Raw genomic sequence first — 17784 nt, forward strand, 5'->3', positions numbered from 1 at the left:
TCTATGTGCAGCCGTTTCCTATTTAATGGAACCGACCATGACACCTTTTTCAAAGTACTTCTGGAAGAACGGATACATAATAATGAGCGGCAAGCTGGAGACAACGATTGCGGCATACTTGATAATTTCAGATAATCGTTTCATTTCCGCCATGGCCAGCTGATCAGCGATCATGCCGGGATCGACCTGATTCTGAATCAGGATTGAGCGCAGAACGAGCTGCAACGGATGGAGGTTGGGATTATCGAGATAAATCATGGCATCAAAGTATGAATTCCACTGGCCGACAAAAGCATACAGCGCCAGCACGAAGATGATCGGTTTCGAGAGCGGTAATACAATGCTGAAGAAAATCCTCATCTCTGAAGCCCCGTCCACATTGGACGCCTCCTTCAGCTCATTCGGCACGCCTTTGAAGAATGTTCTGGACAAAATAATATTCCATACATTGACCGCCCCGGGAATGATGACAGCCCAGACCGTATCCAGCAGCCCCAGATTCTTAACCAGCAGGTAAGTCGGGACCAGTCCTCCTCCAAAGAACATCGTAAAGAGGAACACTGTCATAAAAAAACCTCTACCCTTCATCCTGTCATCCGACAAGGCATACCCCGCACAGATCGAGACCAGAACGGTAAGAATAGCAAAGGAAGAGGCGTAAAAAACAGCGTTTCCAAATCCTCGGATCATCGCCGGATTGGTTAGAATCATCTTATAGCCTTCCAGTGACCAGTCCGAAATTTTGAACGACAGCCCTTGGCTGAGCAGGATCGACGGATCCATGAAGGATGCAATCACCACATAAATGAGCGGAAGCACCACAATCAATACAGCAAGGGTCAAAAAGGTGGCGTTCAGCACAAGAATAAAGCGGTCCAGCCGGGAATGTTTGATGAACATGACTTGTTGCTCCTTTCTTATAAAAGACCTTCGCCCTCATTCAGTTTCTTCACTGTGAAGTTCACCGTAATGAGCAGGATGACGTTGATAATAGAGTTGAATAGTCCTACTGCGGCTGAGTATGCATAGTCACCGGACTGTAAACCAATTTTGTAAACGTACGTCGGAATAATCTCAGAGGTTGGCATGTTCGTTGCTGTTTGCATGAGATAAGCCTTTTCAAACCCGATCGACATGATGCCGCCCGCGGCAAGGATAAACACAATGGCCATAATCGGACGAATGGTCGGAATATCAATATGACGTATTCTTTGAAGAAGATTAGCACCATCCAGATTGGCTGCGTTATGTAACTCAGGGTCCACATTGGCAAGAGCCGCAACGTAGATAATGGAAGCCCATCCCGCACCCGTCCATATATCCGAAAGAATATAGATCCAGCGGAAGTACTCCGGACGTGACATGAACATCACCGGTTCACCGGTAGCCCAGCTAAAAAGCTGGTTGATAGGTCCTGTCGGGGACAGGAAGATAAACAGCATGCCGACCACTACAACGACGGATATGAAGTTAGGGGCATACAAGAATAACTGTATGTTCTTTTTGACTCCGGCCCGGCGAACCTGATTGAGCATCAAGGCCAGCAGGATAGGAACAGGGAAGCTCAAGATTAGTCCGAAAAAACTTAATTTAAGCGTATTCATAAAAATCACTTCGAAGTTTGGGGAAGACAGGAATTTCTCGAAGTTGTAAAAACCTACCCACTCGCTCCCCATAATTCCCTTGATTGGGCTGAAATCCTTAAAGGCAATAATCGCACCATACATAGGACCGTATTTAAAAATAAGGGTCAGGATCAGTGCCGGTGCTAGCATTAAATAAAGGAAGTAATGTTTCTTCAAATATTCAAACAGGGACATCTTCCGCCCCGTCACCAGTTTTCTGTGATCCACTTCAATTGAGTTATGCAATGCCTTTACCTCCATTCTTATACAATGTTTTTCACCAGTGAAAGGCTTACATTTTGACGTTCATGCCCTTCTTCATTTACAATTTATCAAAGACTTCACCATGAGTCAATACATTTTGTAAAAATATATTTGTTCATTTGACAATTATTTCGTATCTAAAATCCCTGAAAATATTGTCAAAATTGATAAATAGGTGGTTTTTCTTAGAAAAAGAGCATTTATTCAACTTAATATATTCATTTTAAACACTTTCGCAGAAATAGTTACCAAACAAAACAATCGCATAATGTAAACTAAATTGTGCATTTGTAAAAATAACGTTGCTATTTTGAGAAAACTATTATACATTTAAGGGAGTAAAGCGAAGCGTATGCGGCCGCTATTTGCAGAGTGAAAGAAAACAATAATATAGAGGTGAAATTACATATATGGCACGGGGAAAAGTAACGATACAGGATATCGCTGATGCTCTGGGGATCTCCAGAAACACGGCCTCCAAAGCCTTGAACGGAACGGAAGGATTGCCTGAAGAAACCAGAAACAAAGTTATCAAAAAGGCGATTGAGTTGAAATATAAGCAGTTTTCTTTAATGGAAACCGAAAATGTCCTGCCAAAGAGCTCGAGAAACATTGCTTTATTAACGGAGAATTTGCCGAATACTTCGCATTTTGGATCGACTTTGATCAGCGGCCTGGAAAAGCGGATCAGTGCAGAAGGATATAATTTGTCCATTCACATCATCCGGGAGATTGAACAGAAATCTCTGTCCCTCCCTAATAATTTCGATGTATCCAATGTGGACGGAATCATATGTATTGAGCTGTTCAACTTGGAGTACAGTAACCTGATTACAAGCCTTGAGATTCCGACCATTTTCATCGACTGTTCCGCACATGTCTGCTACCCTGATTTCCGGGCGGACGTGTTGTTAATGGAGAACGAACACAGCACCTATCAGCTTACTAAAAAGTTGATTGAGGGCGGTTACAAAACCCTGGGGTTTATCGGGGATTATAATCATTGCCGGAGCTTTAATGAAAGATGGGTAGGTTTTAATCGTGCTCTGACCGAGGCTGGAATCCCGCTAGATCCCGGCCAGTGCGTTCTCGATGAGGATAATCTCTTTTTCTCCAGTCCCGGCTGGGCGGATGAAAGATTGAATGACATTGCCGAGCTCCCGTCCGCCTTTGTATGTGCGAACGATTACATCGCCGTAAGCTTTATGAAATCACTGAAGAATCTGAATCACTCCATTCCCGGTGATATTGTCATCTGCGGTTTTGATAACGGCCCGGAATCAAAGATTATTGAGCCTCACCTTACCACCGTTCATATCTACAGTAATGAAATGGGCGTCAAAGCAGCCGAAATACTGCTGTCACGCATCACCTATCCAGAGCAGCCTTATCAGGTCTCTCATATCTACACGAAACCAATCATTAGAGATTCCACCCCGAATATTAGCTGATTGTGGAACCTATAAACGCTTACATTCAACAAAAGCATCCCTTTCACGTGAAGGGATGCTTTTGTTCTGGAATTTTGGAACTGTAGGAGCGATAGCGACCACCTTTGTCTCCGGATTTCAACCGCAAATAGCGGTATAAATCAAGAAATCGGGAGACAACAGTGGCCGGAAGTCCAAACATTCACCGCAGTTGCATTCTATGCCGGATCGGTAAGTCTAAAGCTTATATAGCTAAAGATTTATATAAATGGTGAAGCTGTTCACAATTACTAAAACCGTGTTCAACACTAACAGAGAGGTCTTAGATTTCCTTTCCCCCCTAAAAATAGATGCAACAATTTGAATACCCGGTATCAAAAAAAGGAATACCCGCTTGGGAATATAATTTGTGAAATCATCAGCCTTGAACTGGAATGATTTCACCTGTATTCCCATCTGGTCCGGTAATGAACGATACGCAATAAAATTAGACAGCAGAGTAATTGCAATCATTCCCGCTACAATGTAAAACACGGTGTCCCTCTTCATTTCTGCTTTTCATCCCCTTATTTTACTAATGCCAAATTATTATAAGTTTTCAAGAAAAATCTGTAATTAACATGTGTCACACACTGAATGCTACTAGCTGCACATGAGCTGCGGGCATTTGTCCCGCAATATTTCCCGGTTCCCGGATTTCCGTAATCGCTGAGCATGCTGGCTTCGCAGAGCTACCTAAGAGAGTATAATGGAAGGTAAACAAGCTTAAGGGATGAGGGAGATTATTATGAGGATTATTTTCTGCCAGGATCCGCTGGATGCCAAGAGGGTGGATATGGATTATGAAACGGAGTGGCATGCAGCTCAAGCAACCGGCTTCAAGACGGAGCTCGTTTCACTGGAGGCCTTGATGGAAGGCCAGGCTGCCCGGTCCATCCGGCAGATTACACCTGCGCTCTCTATGGAATCTGCAATTTACCGGGGCTGGATGATGAATCCGCAGCATTATGAGCAGCTCTACCATGCACTCCAATCAAAGAATATTGAACTCATCAATGATCCTACCGCCTATGCTCACTGTCACTACTTGCCCTATTCCTATTCGAGGATCGCATCGTTGACACCGCGCACCATTTGGCGCACAAGTCCAAGCAAGCCCGCCGACTGGGAGGAGCTGTTCGAACAAATCACCGTATTCGGCGAATCTCCTTTAATCGTCAAGGACTATGTGAAGTCAAGAAAGCACGAATGGGTTGATGCCTGCTATATCCCGGATGCTTCAGACCACGGCAATGTACAGCGGGTGGTGTGGAACTTCATCGAAAGACAGGGGGCTGGACTGAGCGAAGGAATCGTTATCCGTGAATTCGTTCCTCTGGAGTACCTGCAATCACACGACAAGAGCGGCATGCCGCTTTCCAAGGAATACCGGATATTTTTTCTGGATCTTCAAATCATAGCTTTTCTGAATTACTGGGATGATGTTACCTACGATGAGGATCAGCCGGATCTGACCCCATTTATGGAAATTGCCCGCACGATTACAAGCCGCTTCTTCACCATGGACATCGCCAAAACTGCAGAGGGAAGCTGGATTATTGTAGAGCTGGGAGACGGCGGTGTTTCGGGCCTGCCCGAGCAGATGGATGTCAGAGCGTTTTATGAGGGGTTACTTCAAGACTAATAATGACCGATCCGCCGCTGCTCTAGCTTTTCGCTGGACACTTATATACAAGGCACTATCCAAACAGACTCCCGTTTAGCCTTTACCATTTTGAAACTACTTTGCCGAAGGGTTGGGATATACTAGCCACAGATGAACTAAAGGAGATTATATCTTATGAACAAATCAGGCCTAAGCGCCCTTCTCTTATTATCGATGATTGCTGCAGGCTGCGGTGCACCCAAGACTCCCAGTGATTTACTCCGGGCCCCTTCGCAGGGCAGTGCCGATGGCACCATTACAAGTATTGTGAAGTCTTTTCTCCCGGCGAATGCCCACCTGACGGTGCCCATCAATTCCGAATCCGGCAGTGCCATTCAATTGCAGGATCTCGACAAGGATGGTCAGGATGAAATTCTGGCCTTCTATAAGACGGACAAAACGGATTATGAAATCAATACCCTCGTATTGTCCAAACCCGGCGCCGACTGGAAAAAGCTGACTACGATTACGGGAGTCGGCAGTGAGCTGGATTACGTACAGTTTATAGATGTTACCGCAGACGGAGCAGCGGATATGCTGCTAGGGTTCAGCGGCGGCGAAGGCTTGAGCAAGGAACTGTCCGTCTACAGTCTGAGTGGGGGTGAGCTGACCGAAAAGCTCAAGCAGCCTTATGACCAGCTGGTTGTCGGCAATCTGACCAATGAAGGTCAGACAGATATCGCCCTGATCCAGGGAACGTTCACCACGGACACCCAGCCGCAATCCCACCTGCAGGTAATCCGGCTTCATGACGGCAAGCTGCAGACCTTGTCTGACCAGACCATCGACGGTTATGTGTTTCAAGCCTTGTTTACAAAAGCAGCGCCATCCAAAAACGCCCTGTTCATTGATGCGGCGGTTGGTGCACATTCCTCCTACACTTCTCTGCTGACTTGGGAAAATGACAAATTTATTGATATACTTGCAACAGAGGATTATCAGCGTGACGAATTGGCAGACAGCAGGGATATTGTGCTGGGGCCACTTGTTTCGGAAGCAAACGGTTTGCTGGGTGAGAACAATATGGCGATCAAGGATTACCCGCTGTATAGCTCAGATATTAACGGTGATGGCATTGTCGAGATCGGATTCCTTGTCCCTCCTGCGGGTACAGAGAGCTTTGCCCCGCTGGCCACTCCCTTCATCACCAAATATTATCAGTGGGACGGGCAATCGGGACTGAAGTTTGTGGAGGAGCATTTCGACAGATGGGGCTACAATTTCCACATTCCGCAATCCTGGACCGGTAAATACAAGCTTGTGGCCCCGGAGGAATCCCCTACGGCTTGGGAGCATATCCAGTTTAGCTACACCAATGCAGCGTCTAATGAGCAGGCCCCGCTTCTGGAGCTGCGCCAGATCTCCAAAAAGGATTGGCAGACTGCCGAAGCGGCACTGCTGGCGAAGAACACAACCTATAAACTGCTGTATGAGCTGCAAAATACGGAGGATAGTACAGCGCCGACCGTGCTTGTTGCTGTTCTTCCATCCGCAGATGCAGCCGGCAAGCTGACCGGCTCCTCTCTTCAGGAGTATGAACAGCTAAAGCTGACGCTTGATGAAGTGCAGCAGCTGGCCGGCACGCCCCAGAAGCCCCAGCAATAGGTAGAACAAGGAGGGCACCCATGAAAGTGCTGGTACTGGAAGATGAGAAGCCCATACGCGATTTTCTGCTTGTCAATCTTAAGCGTGCGGGCTTCGAGGTTGTCGAGGCCTCCACAGGCGAAGAGGCTCTGGCTGCCGCCCGGGATCAGAAGGATTTTGATATTGCTATTCTGGACCTGATGCTTCCCGGTGTCAGCGGCTTCGAGGTGTGTGAACGCCTGCGGGGCATGTTCCCCCGGCTTGGCATTATTATGCTGACTGCCAAAAGCCAGGAAGTCGATAAGGTGATGGGGCTGGAAGCCGGTGCAGACGACTATGTGGTTAAGCCCTTCAGTCCGGTTGAGCTGGTTGCCCGGGTCCGGTCGCTCTACCGGCGGATGTATCCGGGAGAAGTGTCCGCACAAGAGAACCATATTGAGCTTCCTCCATTCACACTGATGCTGGATGAACGCAAATTACTGAAAGACAAGCTCGAGATTCCCCTGACGCCCACGGAATTCTCCATCGTCAAACTGCTTATGGAGCAGCCTAACAAGGCTATGAACCGTGACGATATTCTTACCTCCGTATGGGGGCAATATTTTATGGGAGAGCTTAAGATTGTAGATGTTAATATCAGCCGAATCCGCCAAAAAATCGGGCAGGGCCCTTCCGGACCACAATACCTCGAAACGGTCTGGGGATTCGGCTATCTATGGAGGGTCTAACATTGCTGAAGGGAATCAGGTCTAGGCTTATCGTCTATATCACCATTGTTCTGCTCCTGATCGTCCTGCTGCTGGAGGGAGTATTTATTGTAGCAGTCCATTACTACTACCTGGGCAGCGCGATGGAGACCCTGTCTTCCCGGGCCGTTACCTCCGCCACCTTTTTCAATAAGTATCTGGAGGGCTACTCGATCAATGAACGGGCCAGGTACATTCTGGAGAATCTTTCGACTGAAGAGAGCAGCAAGGTTGAAGTGCTCAGTCCGGCAGGTGATGTCATTATCAATTCATTCGGCTTCGCAAGCTCGGAGCATATTGAGACCCCTGACGTCAAAGATGCTTTGATCAGCGGCAAGGGGACCTATCAGAGTATTACCCCTCTCAACGGTGAACGGATAATGGCCGTTTCCATTCCTTTGAGGGAATCCGGGGAGAACATTGGTGTACTGCGTTACTCTGTTTCAGCCGAGCCCCTCTACGACGTTATTATCAACATTGTCCTGAATGCCGCCTGGGTCGGGCTGCTCGTCATTCTTTTTGGCTTCGTACTCAGCCTGATTATCGCTAAACGGATCGTTGGACCTATTCAGCAATTAACCTCTGTCGCCAAAGAGATGGCCACCGGAAACTTTGACGTAAGGGCGGAAAAGCGGTATGACGATGAGGTCGGCACCTTGGCAGTCACACTGAATTACATGTCAGAGGAAATGGTCAAAAGCGAAAAAATCAAATATGATTTCATCTCTTCCGTCACGCATGAGCTGCGCACTCCCCTTACCTCGATCAAAGGCTGGGGTGAAACGCTGCTTGTGGGTGATTTGTCTGATAAAAAAGAGACCCTGCAGGGTCTTGAGGTAATGACCGGGGAAACGGATCGTCTGATTGGTCTGGTTGAGGATTTACTGGATTTCTCCAAATTCCAGGCGGGGGAGATAAAGGTCTCGCTCCAGCCTTATGACCTCAGGGGTCTGCTTGAGGATCTGCTGCTGCAGTTCAGGTACCGGGGCCAGACCAAACAAATCCGGCTCTATGCCGATATTCCCGATCAGCCGCTGCCCGTGGACGGCGATTTCAACCGGTTGAAGCAGGTTTTTGTAAATCTGCTGGACAATGCTTTCAAATTCACTCCGGCCCAAGGGGAGGTCCGCCTCACGGCGGACTATAATGAAACCCTAATTATCATCACAGTCGCGGACAACGGGGAAGGCATCGAAGCTGACGACCTCACGAAGCTCGGGACCAAATTCTTCAAAGGCAGATCACGCCAGTCCGGAAGCGGACTGGGCCTTGCCATCTGCAAAGAAATTATCGTACTGCATGGCGGCCGCCTGCGCATCGAGAGCGAATTCACCAAGGGAACCTCAGTCATCGTGGAGCTGCCTCGCTACCCGGTGGAGTGAGGTGCCCCTTTTATCAATTATGATTGATCAGCATAACGCCACCAGGAGAGTGTGCCGATCAAGCCAATACCACCGGTCAGATACGGAAGGCTGAGACTCAGAGCCTGCAAATGGGCATTTTCCTCCCCCGAAGCGCCGCTGAGGAGCCCGGGGATGGCCCATGGGATATATTCCGTAATTCCAATGCCTCTGCCAAGCTGGGAAATCACAATGGTAAGCACAATGAACCCAAACGCAGACATATACCCGCGTCCAACGCTGGCCATCCAGGCTACCGGAATGCATAGACAGATGACCATGATACAGAGCAAAGCATATTCCCTGAAGCTTTGCGCGATGATCTCAAGGCTCCAGCCATCCAACTGGACAAACCAGGCGGTAAGGCTTCCAACCGCAAACATAAGGAGTGCCAGGACCTCACACCAAACTGTGGCAACCATTAATTTAGCGGCTGCCACACTGTAACGGGAAAGCGGCAATGCCAGTAAATCCTTAACCGTACGGTCGGAGTATTCCCGGCCGAATATCCAACTGTATATAAAACCGAATCCGATCAATCCTCCGATCGAAACCACATAACCAAGCTCATCCATAAACCCCGGCACATCCAATATACTCTCTATGTTGTTCTGAGAACCCAGCGATCCGGAAAATACGAGCCCCAGCATAACCGGCAGCAGGATGCTGGTGCCGAGTGATATCCATAGCAGTCTGGACCGGCGAAGCTTCAAGATTTCCCCTCCTATGGCTGATAACCATTGATTCATTCTGTTGCTCCCCCTCCGGTTTCAATTTTTCTAAGAAAATAAGCTTCCAGATCCTCTTCTTCTACACTCAACTGAATGGGCGGCATATTTGCATGGACCAGCAGCTTCGATATCTGCTCAGGACTAGCTATCGCATGATCGTCGGAGAGCCGCAGCCCTTCCTCGGACCATTTCACCTTATAACCGTGCTGGAGCAGCTTTATCCGGGCAGCTTCAGGATTACGGGTCTGCACAAGCAGATGTTTCCGGAGAATATGCTGCAGCTCCCTGACCTCCGTTTCCTGAAGCAGCTTGCCATGATGAACAATACCGATCCGTGTCGCCAGTCTGGCGACCTCGCCCAGGATATGGCTGGAGATAAATATTGTCACCCCGTGAGTCAGGGCAAGCTCGTTAAGCAGCTGCCGAACCTCAACAATTCCAGCGGGGTCCAGTCCGTTCGTCGGCTCATCCAGAATCAGCACTTTTGGATTATGCAGCATTGCTTTGGCCAGGCCCAGCCGCTGTCCGTTGCCGAGTGACAATTTACCGGCCTTGCGGTCCCGGTAGGGGGTTAGCTGCAGCTTGTCCATTACAGAATCTATGGCATCGTGTTCCGGTATGCCCCGCAGACGGCGGATGATCTCCAGATTCTCCCGGACCGTTAACTCAGGATAAGAATACGGGGTCTCCACCATGTATCCGACGTTCGCCCACAGCTTGTGACTGCCGGCATCCACACGTTGTCCGAACAAATAGGAAGCTCCGGAATCCGGCCGGATCATCCCCAGCAGCATGCGTATCGTCGTCGTTTTACCCGCACCATTCAGTCCCAGAAATCCGTAGATTTCCCCTTGCTCAACATGCAGTGATATTCCGTCTACAGCATGATGGCTTCCGTAATGTTTCGTTAAGCCTTCAGTCTGAATAATAGCATTCACATTATCGCCTCCTTTTATAAACTAACTAGTTAGTTATATTTGATGAAAATAAAAGCCATCTTCTAGAGTAAAGATGGCTCCATGACACCATAAATGACAAACTTCGCAATCTGATCCATGGTGTGCTCCTTCATCTCCGGGGAGTCCAGCTTGCCCATCACTTCCTTATACCGTGAAAAGGACTGAAGCGTCGCTGTCGTCACATTCAGAATCAGAATCGGAAACATCGCCGGATCGAAATCCTGCCGGAGGATTCCATTCTGCTTCGCGGCTATGGCCAGCTCATGCAGCTGAGTCATATCATCCGGGCGGTAGGTGATTTGATTCCAGGTCTTCCAATCCTCAGCGGCCTCCCAGAACAGGATTTTCAAATATCGCGGGTACTCCAGGAGAAACTCATACATTTGCCGGGTAATCTTCTCCAGAAAACTTTTGAATACAACAGGGTCACTCATGAGACTTGGGTTCTTCAACAGCTCAGCGATTGCCGCCCCGGTTACCTGCTCACTAATCTGGTCGGCACGTTTGACTACTTCGGTGTAAAGTCCCAGCTTATCGCCGAAATACTGATAAATCAGGCTTTTGTTATACCCCGAAGCCTTCGCAATCCCGTCGATTCGTGCTGCTGAATAACCAAGCTCGGCAAACGTCTCCTCCGCAGCGTCAAGAATCATCCCCTTGGTTCGGGCTGCATCGTAAGTCCGTGAACTTCGCTTGCCGTTGCCCTTGCTCCCGCTCTCTGCTGGCGTCATGGTTTTCACCTCTTTTTATAACTAACTGGTTAGATTATATTTAAATGTACTACCGAAGTCAAGAGCACCTATATTCTATTGATCTGTTATTGAGAGCGGAGCAACGTTATTTGTCTGGCCAGATAGGACGGTGTATAGGGCATGTCCTTTCGAAGCCAGGCGACAATCGTACCAATCAAGGCTGCGGAACCGTACCAAATGGCGATCTCTCTTTGTATATTTGCTGATGAGTCCCCCGGGTCACCTTGCTTTCGCTCCAGTCTTTCAGCAATCATTTCCGACAGCAGCTTGAACAAACGATCCGTGAAGATCGTAATTTGTCTCGATGTAAGAATAACTTTGTAAAATCTTGCATTCTCCTCAATATGCTTGAGAAGGTTCTCCAGCAGCGGCCAATCCTCCTTGTCTGCCAACTCCGAATGATTGTTTACTACCTGATGAATGTCCTCGACCATATCATCTGCCATCTTCTCCAGCATATCCGGGAGATCCCGGTAATGCAGATAAAACGTAACGCGATTGATTTTTGCCCGCTCTGCAATGCGGTTTACTGAAATTTTCTCGATGTCCATTTCCTCTAGCAGTTCAATCACGGCATTTCTAAGCAATTGACGCGTGCGGAGTATGCGTGGATCTGTTCGCGACGTTGTTTTATTCATTCTTCTCGCTCCATTCTTCTGCTTTCACATCGTAAACTACATCTTCTATATAATTGTAGCTTTTTAAACAGTAAAACTACAAATCCGAATTAACTGTAAACTAATAAACACTTTTTCAGAAAGCGTTGCTTGCTTACATGTAAATTTCATTTATAATCTGATTTATACATTGTAAACTATACAACACTTTGTATATTAAGTCCAAGATCTACGATTTGAAAGGATGGAGTGGAGTGAGTAAAGAAATAGAAGCAACAAGCAGTTCCATAAAAAAGGGACCCATCTTATTCATTATGATTTTGGGAGCCTTTCTTGCGACGTTGAATCAGACAGTGATGAGCGTTGCCGTGCCGGGATTAATGATTGATTTTAACATCTCAGCGGCAACAGCCCAGTGGCTGACAACAGGTTATATGCTCGTTAACGGAGTGCTGATTCCGATTACGGCTTATTTAATGCAACGATTTACTACGCGTGAGCTTTTCCAGACTTCCATGTTTATTTTCCTGGCAGGAACGATCGTATCGGCCCTTGCCACAAGCTTCCCCCTTCTGCTGACCGGGCGCATGATTCAGGCAGCCGGCGCCGGGATTATTATGCCGCTGCTTACCAATGTCATATTAGCCCTCTTCCCTCGTGAAAAGCGGGGAGCAGCCATGGGTATGGTCGGGTTAGCGATTATTTTTGCACCTGCGATAGGGCCAACTCTGGCCGGATATATTCTGGAACATTACACCTGGGAAACGATGTTTTACGGGATGATCCCACTTACTGTCATTGTGATCATCTGCGGATTTATTTATTTGAGGAATGTATCGACACGTTCTTATCCCAAAATTGATATGATCAGCGTCATCCTTTCCACCATCGGTTTTGGAACTTTGCTGTATGGCTTCAGCCGGGCTGCAAGCGCAGGCTGGTCGAGCGCGGAGGTGCTTTTGTCTCTCGGTGCAGGCATCCTTTCTCTTGCCTTTTTTACTTGGCGGCAGCTGGCTTCCCAAAACCCGCTTCTTGATCTCCGGGCCTTTAAATACAATATGTTCTCTTTAACCACTGTCATAAGTATCGCGGTTACGATCGTGATGTACGCCGATATGATGCTGCTGCCTCTGTATCTTCAGAATGCGCGCGGATATACGGCCATGGAATCTGGCCTGCTGCTGCTTCCCGGCGCGCTTATAATGGGACTGCTCATGCCGGTCACAGGCAAGCTGTTTGACCGGTTCGGCGCAAAATGGCTGGCCATCATCGGTCTACTGATCACGATTGCGACGACGCTAAGCTTTGTGAACTTGACAGACTCGACCAGCTACAGTTATCTGGTACTTATGTCCACAGGCCGGCGGATCGGGATGGCTCTGCTCCTCATGCCTATACAAACCTTAGGGCTGAATCAATTGCCAGCCAAGCTTAATGCGCACGGTACAGCCATCTCCAATACCGTTAGACAAGTGGCCGGTGCCGTGGGCACTTCTCTGCTTGTAACGGTGATGACAAGCCGTACCACGACTCATATGCAGGAGATGATGGCTGCAGGTGGCGCCAAGGGCGCAACACAGGAGCACATGATAATGGAAGCTTCGATTCAGGGCATCAATGACGCCTATCTCGTAATTGTGGGAATCGGTATTCTCGGATTGCTGCTCTCCTTCTTCATCAAACAAGTGGGACAAACCTCCGGGAAAGAGCCCGGACAGAAGCTGAAAACGATCACTGCGGAAGAAGTCTAGATTACAGAATAACCAGTACACACCACGACGAAGTTCCAGATAACTAGAACGCACAACTTTCCAGCCCTTTCGCTTCCCAATAGGAAGCCGGAAGGGCTCTATTCTTGTTCCGGCACATTCTACATGTCTGTATGAAGCCAAATGCAACTTTCCATAAGCAATGTCGTCTTATTATCATATTCAAAAAAGGTGGGATACAATGCTTAAATCTACCCTGGTTTCCATCCTATTGACGGCTTTCATCCTCTTAACCGCGTGCGCTGGAGGTCTAAATAAATCCAACACAGCAGTAAATACACCCGGAAACGATGTTAAACCGACAGTATCCCAAAGTCCGTTGAACGGTAATAGCGGGGTAAAAGAACAAGATATTACGGAGACAAATCTGGAGGATGTATCTAATTTTGATTCGGGAATGTTCATAAACCTGAAATCCTACGAAGATCAGTTAACTGAAGAAAACGTATCGGCGCTTTCCGCACTCGAAAAGAATCTTGCAGCGTTGGTTGAGCATAACAACACGGATTATAATGCTGGTTTTGTGAATGAAAAGCTGGTTGACGCTATGAAGTATTATTACAGCGAACAATTCCAGTATCGGTTTACAGCGATCGAGAGCATTGAGCCAAATCCGATGAATGATAATTTACACATTACCGTTACCGGACAACGTTTGGATACGAATACTCAGACGATTGAGGATGTCAAAATGATGTACGCTCTTGGTCAGAACGACCCGGGAGACTGGGTGATTTATACAATTGACTGAGCGTACAAACAAAAAACCGATACCTAAAAGGTACCGGTTTTAAGTCATTCTAGTTCTCTTCATCCCTTTTACTTCTTGCTGACAAGTGAACGGTACATTAGAAACAGGAAATATGGAGCTCCAATGATCATAATAATCAGGCCTGACGGTATTTCTATCGGGGCCATTATGGTTCTTCCAATCGTATCGGCAATGACCAGCATTAATCCCCCCAGCAGTCCCGACAAAATAATGGAGCGTCTCGTGTGATGCCCGATCATCATCCGTACTGCATGCGGTGCCATAAGCCCGAGAAATCCGATTGTCCCTACGCTGGCAACGGCTCCCGCTGCAAGCAAAACGCCAATAATCATAGCCCACAGCCGCGTTCCCCGAACCGGCAAGCCAAAACCTGTTGAACTCTCGTCGCCAAACGCCAGCAAATCAAATTTCCGGCCCAGATAATATGCAATCGGCACAAGGACAATCAGAAAGATAAACAGGCTGTAAAACTGATTCCAGCCCCGGCCATAGGTCGAACCCGTCAGCCAAATAAAGGAACTGCTGCTCCACAGGCTTGCCTTAACGATCATAACCTGTATGCCCGCAGAGCCGACGGCCGATATAGCGATTCCGAGCAGGATGAGCACGGACGGATTCAAGGCTTTACGCCAGGCCAGAAAGAATACAAAGGCTGCTGCGACAACCCCACCTGCAATTGCGGCTAAAGGTAAAACAACTACCGTCAATGCAGGCCATACGAACAGTACGATCATCGCACCAAGCCCGGCGCCTGAGGTCACGCCGATAATCGAAGCGTCGGCCAGCGGATTGCGGACAGCGCTTTGAATTAAGACACCGCTGACGGCCAGCGCGATACCTCCGCAAGCTGCAACGAGAGTACGCGGAAGCCGCAGATTCAGCAGCACAGAAAACGATTGATCTCCCCCGGGAATAAGACTGCCCAGCAAATCAGCCAGCGGAATTCTCGTTCCCCCAAGCGATAAGCTCACAAGGATGACAACGAGGAGCAGTGCGGTCATGAATATCGCCGTAGGAACAAAACGCATACGCAGCGCGGCTCCCCCAACGCTCATGGATGACTGTCCGGAGCCTGAACCGGAAATATTCTTCATCTTGGTAAGCACCAGCCAAATGAGCCATGGCGCTCCAATAATCGCCATAACCGCACCGACCGGTATCTCACCTACATTGCTCCGCACCACACGCGCAAGCGTATCCGCTGCCGTAATGAGCAATGCTCCCCACAAGGCGCTCGCGGGAATAAGCAGGCGATGCTTGCGGATACCGCTAAGCCGGACCAGATGCGGAGCGACCAGACCGACGAAACCTATCGGTCCGACCACACTGACCACGATCGCAGCCATGAGCACGGATATGCCCAGGCCCACTGCCCGGGTTAACCCTACACGCTGTCCCAGCGAACGGGCGGTTGACTCATCAAGCTCAAGCGCATCGAATTGCCGGCCGGCGAATACTGCCGCCCCAATCAGTGCAAGGACGAAAGGCCAAGCGTACCGGACACCATCCCAGTCCAGTTGAATCAGGGAACCTGCGCCCCATAAGAATAAATTTTGTGTTTCCGTCTGTTTGAAGATATGTAAGGCAGATGTGAACGCACCCAATACCATAGATACGATCATACCCGATAATGCCAGCCGGACAGGCGTGGCCGCCTTGCCTCCACCCAGGAAATAGGCGGCCATTGCCGCCAGAAGTCCCCCTCCCGCTGCCAGCAAAAACGGGAACTGCTGCTGCATAGCCGGGAAAGCAACCACACCTAGGACAACCATAAAGTAAGCCCCGGCATTAATCCCCAGCGTATCCGAGGATGCGAGCGGGTTCTTCGTTATGGTTTGCAGTAATGCACCAGCCGCAGCTAAAGCAGCCCCGGCCAGAATCCCGATAACCGTACGGGGCATCCGGATATCCCAGAGCAGATTATGCTCCATCACATCCTGGCGGTTCAGCAATCCATCCAATAGGGTGGCTGCCGGAATTTTGGCCTCTCCGAAGCCGAGGCTCAGGAGGAATAGAACGAAGAGGACGGCAAGGCCGCCCCCAAATATTCCAATTAGCCGCCAGGTCATTCCGATTGAGGATTCCTTGCTACTATTCTCGTTCATCAAAGTACTCATTTCGTTAAACTATTTACAACTTCATCCACGATAACCTTGGAGGAGACCGGACCGCCGAACACCCAAGTTGCGCTGCCTAATCCAAAGGTGCGTTTCTCCTTCACGAAGGTAAGGCCTTTCCAGACGGAATTATCCTTCAGCTCGTTCGAGAAAATATCATCATCCTTCTGGACGATATAGATCAGATTGGTATCCTGAACCGCAGGCAATGCTTCAACTGTCGATGTGCTGAATCCGTAAGCCTCAAAAGCTTCGGGTTTCCAATCGTTTTTTAAGCCGATCCGGTCCAGCGTCTGTACCGCCAGAGAATTATCCGTAAAGAGACGCATCGTCGCTGCATTCTGATAGCTGTAGGCTTGCGTCAGTACATAGTTCAAGCCTTCCTTGCCTGCAGCGGCCAGCTTCGTCTTGGCATCCGCATAATGCGCATCCAAATCTGCCAGGACCTTATCACCTTCCGCGGTCTTGCCGACAGCGGCTGCAATCGTTTTGAAGATGTCTTCCATCATCGTGTATTGATCGCCTTGGCCTTCAGGCGGATACAGGCCGAAAATCAGCGTTGGCGCAATGCCCTTCAATTGCTCATAGATGGCTTCATGGCTGTCTGTATTCGCAATAATCAAATCCGGCTTCAGCGCCGCAATCGTCTCCAGATTCGGCTCACCGCGTGTACCGACATCAGTCACGCCTGCATCCAGGGGCGCTTCGCCAGTTACCCACACCTTATAGTTTTCGTTATCGGCATTCCCTACCGGCTGCATGCCGAGGGCAATAATATCTTCAGTAAATGTCCACTCCAGCACTACGACCTTTTGCGCAGGCTTGTCCAGCTTAACCTCACCTTTAGCATCCTTCAGTACAATCGGGCCACTCGCCGCTTCACTGCCAGCATTCGTTGCAGTTGCAGTGGCATTGCCAGTTGCGCTTTCGTTAGCTGCCGGACTTTTCGTATTGTTGGATCCACAACCTGCCACAACCAGTATGACAGCAATAACCAGAACTAAACTCAACAACCTTTTGTGCATTTTGTAAATCCCCCTGATATTCAGATATAAGTTCTCTATGATAATCATTATCGTTATATTGATAATGATTATCATTTCTATTCATATTAGCTATCTTATATGCGATTTCCCGGAATGTCAAAGTTAAAATTTAAATTTATGGAGAAAGTGATGCTTGAGGTCGGGTAGCTTTCTCTTGCGGCTAATTTGCTCAAGCATGCAGCCGCTGATCAAAAACACAGAGAGCATAGCCCTGGACACAAATAATTCCGGCAAACTAGATGCAGTTTGCCGGAATTATTGAGTAGA

At 48.5% G+C, this 17784-nt stretch carries 15 protein-coding genes; 7 read left to right on the forward strand and 8 right to left on the reverse strand.

Going from position 1 to position 17784, the window contains the following annotated elements; translation table 11 throughout:
- Positions 1–18 precede the first annotated feature (18 nt).
- The gene (locus H70357_RS28420; RefSeq protein ID WP_038596304.1) at positions 19–900 is read right to left on the reverse strand and encodes a carbohydrate ABC transporter permease; all 882 of its coding nucleotides are present in this window, start codon (positions 898–900) and stop codon (positions 19–21) included.
- A gap of 17 nt (positions 901–917) precedes the next feature.
- Positions 918–1820, reverse strand: a complete 903-nt coding sequence (locus H70357_RS28425; RefSeq protein WP_052092700.1) for an ABC transporter permease — start codon at positions 1818–1820, stop codon at positions 918–920.
- Positions 1821–2299: 479 nt separating this feature from the next.
- Between H70357_RS28425 and H70357_RS28430 the strand changes: the two genes are divergently transcribed.
- The 5 genes from H70357_RS28430 (at position 2300) to H70357_RS28455 (ending at position 8736) form a co-directional block, all read left to right on the forward strand.
- Positions 2300–3340: a LacI family DNA-binding transcriptional regulator gene (locus H70357_RS28430; protein ID WP_038596306.1), complete on the forward strand. Its 1041-nt coding sequence runs from the start codon at positions 2300–2302 to the stop codon at positions 3338–3340.
- Positions 3341–4106: 766 nt separating this feature from the next.
- On the forward strand, positions 4107–5003 hold the full coding sequence (locus H70357_RS28440) for an ATP-grasp domain-containing protein (protein ID WP_038596311.1): 897 nt from the start codon (positions 4107–4109) through the stop codon (positions 5001–5003).
- A 156-nt stretch (positions 5004–5159) separates the two neighbouring features.
- The gene (locus tag H70357_RS28445) at positions 5160–6629 is read left to right on the forward strand and encodes a hypothetical protein (RefSeq protein ID WP_038596313.1); all 1470 of its coding nucleotides are present in this window, start codon (positions 5160–5162) and stop codon (positions 6627–6629) included.
- Positions 6630–6649: 20 nt separating this feature from the next.
- The gene (locus tag H70357_RS28450) at positions 6650–7336 is read left to right on the forward strand and encodes a response regulator transcription factor (protein WP_038596316.1); all 687 of its coding nucleotides are present in this window, start codon (positions 6650–6652) and stop codon (positions 7334–7336) included.
- Between the two features lie 2 nt (positions 7337–7338).
- Entirely contained in the window at positions 7339–8736 is a 1398-nt protein-coding gene (locus H70357_RS28455) for an ATP-binding protein (protein WP_339225705.1), read from the forward strand.
- A 17-nt stretch (positions 8737–8753) separates the two neighbouring features.
- On the opposite strand, the gene H70357_RS28460 is transcribed toward H70357_RS28455, so the two are convergent.
- The 4 genes from H70357_RS28460 to H70357_RS28475 all read right to left on the reverse strand — a co-directional run bounded on the left by H70357_RS28460 (position 8754) and on the right by H70357_RS28475 (position 11834).
- Positions 8754–9503 carry an ABC transporter permease gene (locus H70357_RS28460; protein WP_038596318.1) on the reverse strand — a complete coding sequence of 250 codons (750 nt, stop codon included), beginning with the start codon at positions 9501–9503 and terminating at the stop codon, positions 8754–8756.
- Entirely contained in the window at positions 9500–10423 is a 924-nt protein-coding gene (locus H70357_RS28465; protein WP_038596320.1) for an ABC transporter ATP-binding protein, read from the reverse strand. The genes H70357_RS28460 and H70357_RS28465 overlap by 4 nt, the downstream gene beginning before the upstream one ends.
- Before the next feature lie 62 nt (positions 10424–10485).
- Positions 10486–11175, reverse strand: coding sequence for a TetR/AcrR family transcriptional regulator (locus tag H70357_RS34615; RefSeq protein ID WP_052092306.1), 690 nt, complete (start codon positions 11173–11175; stop codon positions 10486–10488).
- 86 nt (positions 11176–11261) lie between these two features.
- Entirely contained in the window at positions 11262–11834 is a 573-nt protein-coding gene (locus H70357_RS28475; protein WP_038596323.1) for a TetR/AcrR family transcriptional regulator, read from the reverse strand.
- A 233-nt stretch (positions 11835–12067) separates the two neighbouring features.
- Between H70357_RS28475 and H70357_RS28480 the strand changes: the two genes are divergently transcribed.
- Together H70357_RS28480 and H70357_RS28485 are read left to right on the forward strand one after the other, a co-directional pair.
- Positions 12068–13564, forward strand: a complete 1497-nt coding sequence (locus tag H70357_RS28480) for a DHA2 family efflux MFS transporter permease subunit (RefSeq protein WP_038596325.1) — start codon at positions 12068–12070, stop codon at positions 13562–13564.
- Between the two features lie 199 nt (positions 13565–13763).
- Entirely contained in the window at positions 13764–14333 is a 570-nt protein-coding gene (locus tag H70357_RS28485) for a hypothetical protein (protein WP_038596328.1), read from the forward strand.
- Between the two features lie 68 nt (positions 14334–14401).
- On the opposite strand, the gene H70357_RS28490 is transcribed toward H70357_RS28485, so the two are convergent.
- Together H70357_RS28490 and H70357_RS28495 are read right to left on the reverse strand one after the other, a co-directional pair.
- Positions 14402–16459 (reverse strand): iron ABC transporter permease, encoded by a 2058-nt coding sequence (locus H70357_RS28490; protein ID WP_052092307.1) that lies wholly within the window; start codon positions 16457–16459, stop codon positions 14402–14404.
- Positions 16460–16467: 8 nt separating this feature from the next.
- Positions 16468–17496 (reverse strand): ABC transporter substrate-binding protein, encoded by a 1029-nt coding sequence (locus H70357_RS28495; protein WP_038596330.1) that lies wholly within the window; start codon positions 17494–17496, stop codon positions 16468–16470.
- Between the last annotated feature and the right edge of the window lie 288 nt (positions 17497–17784).

Source organism: Paenibacillus sp. FSL H7-0357 (assembly GCF_000758525.1).
GTDB lineage: Bacteria > Bacillota > Bacilli > Paenibacillales > Paenibacillaceae > Paenibacillus_AQ.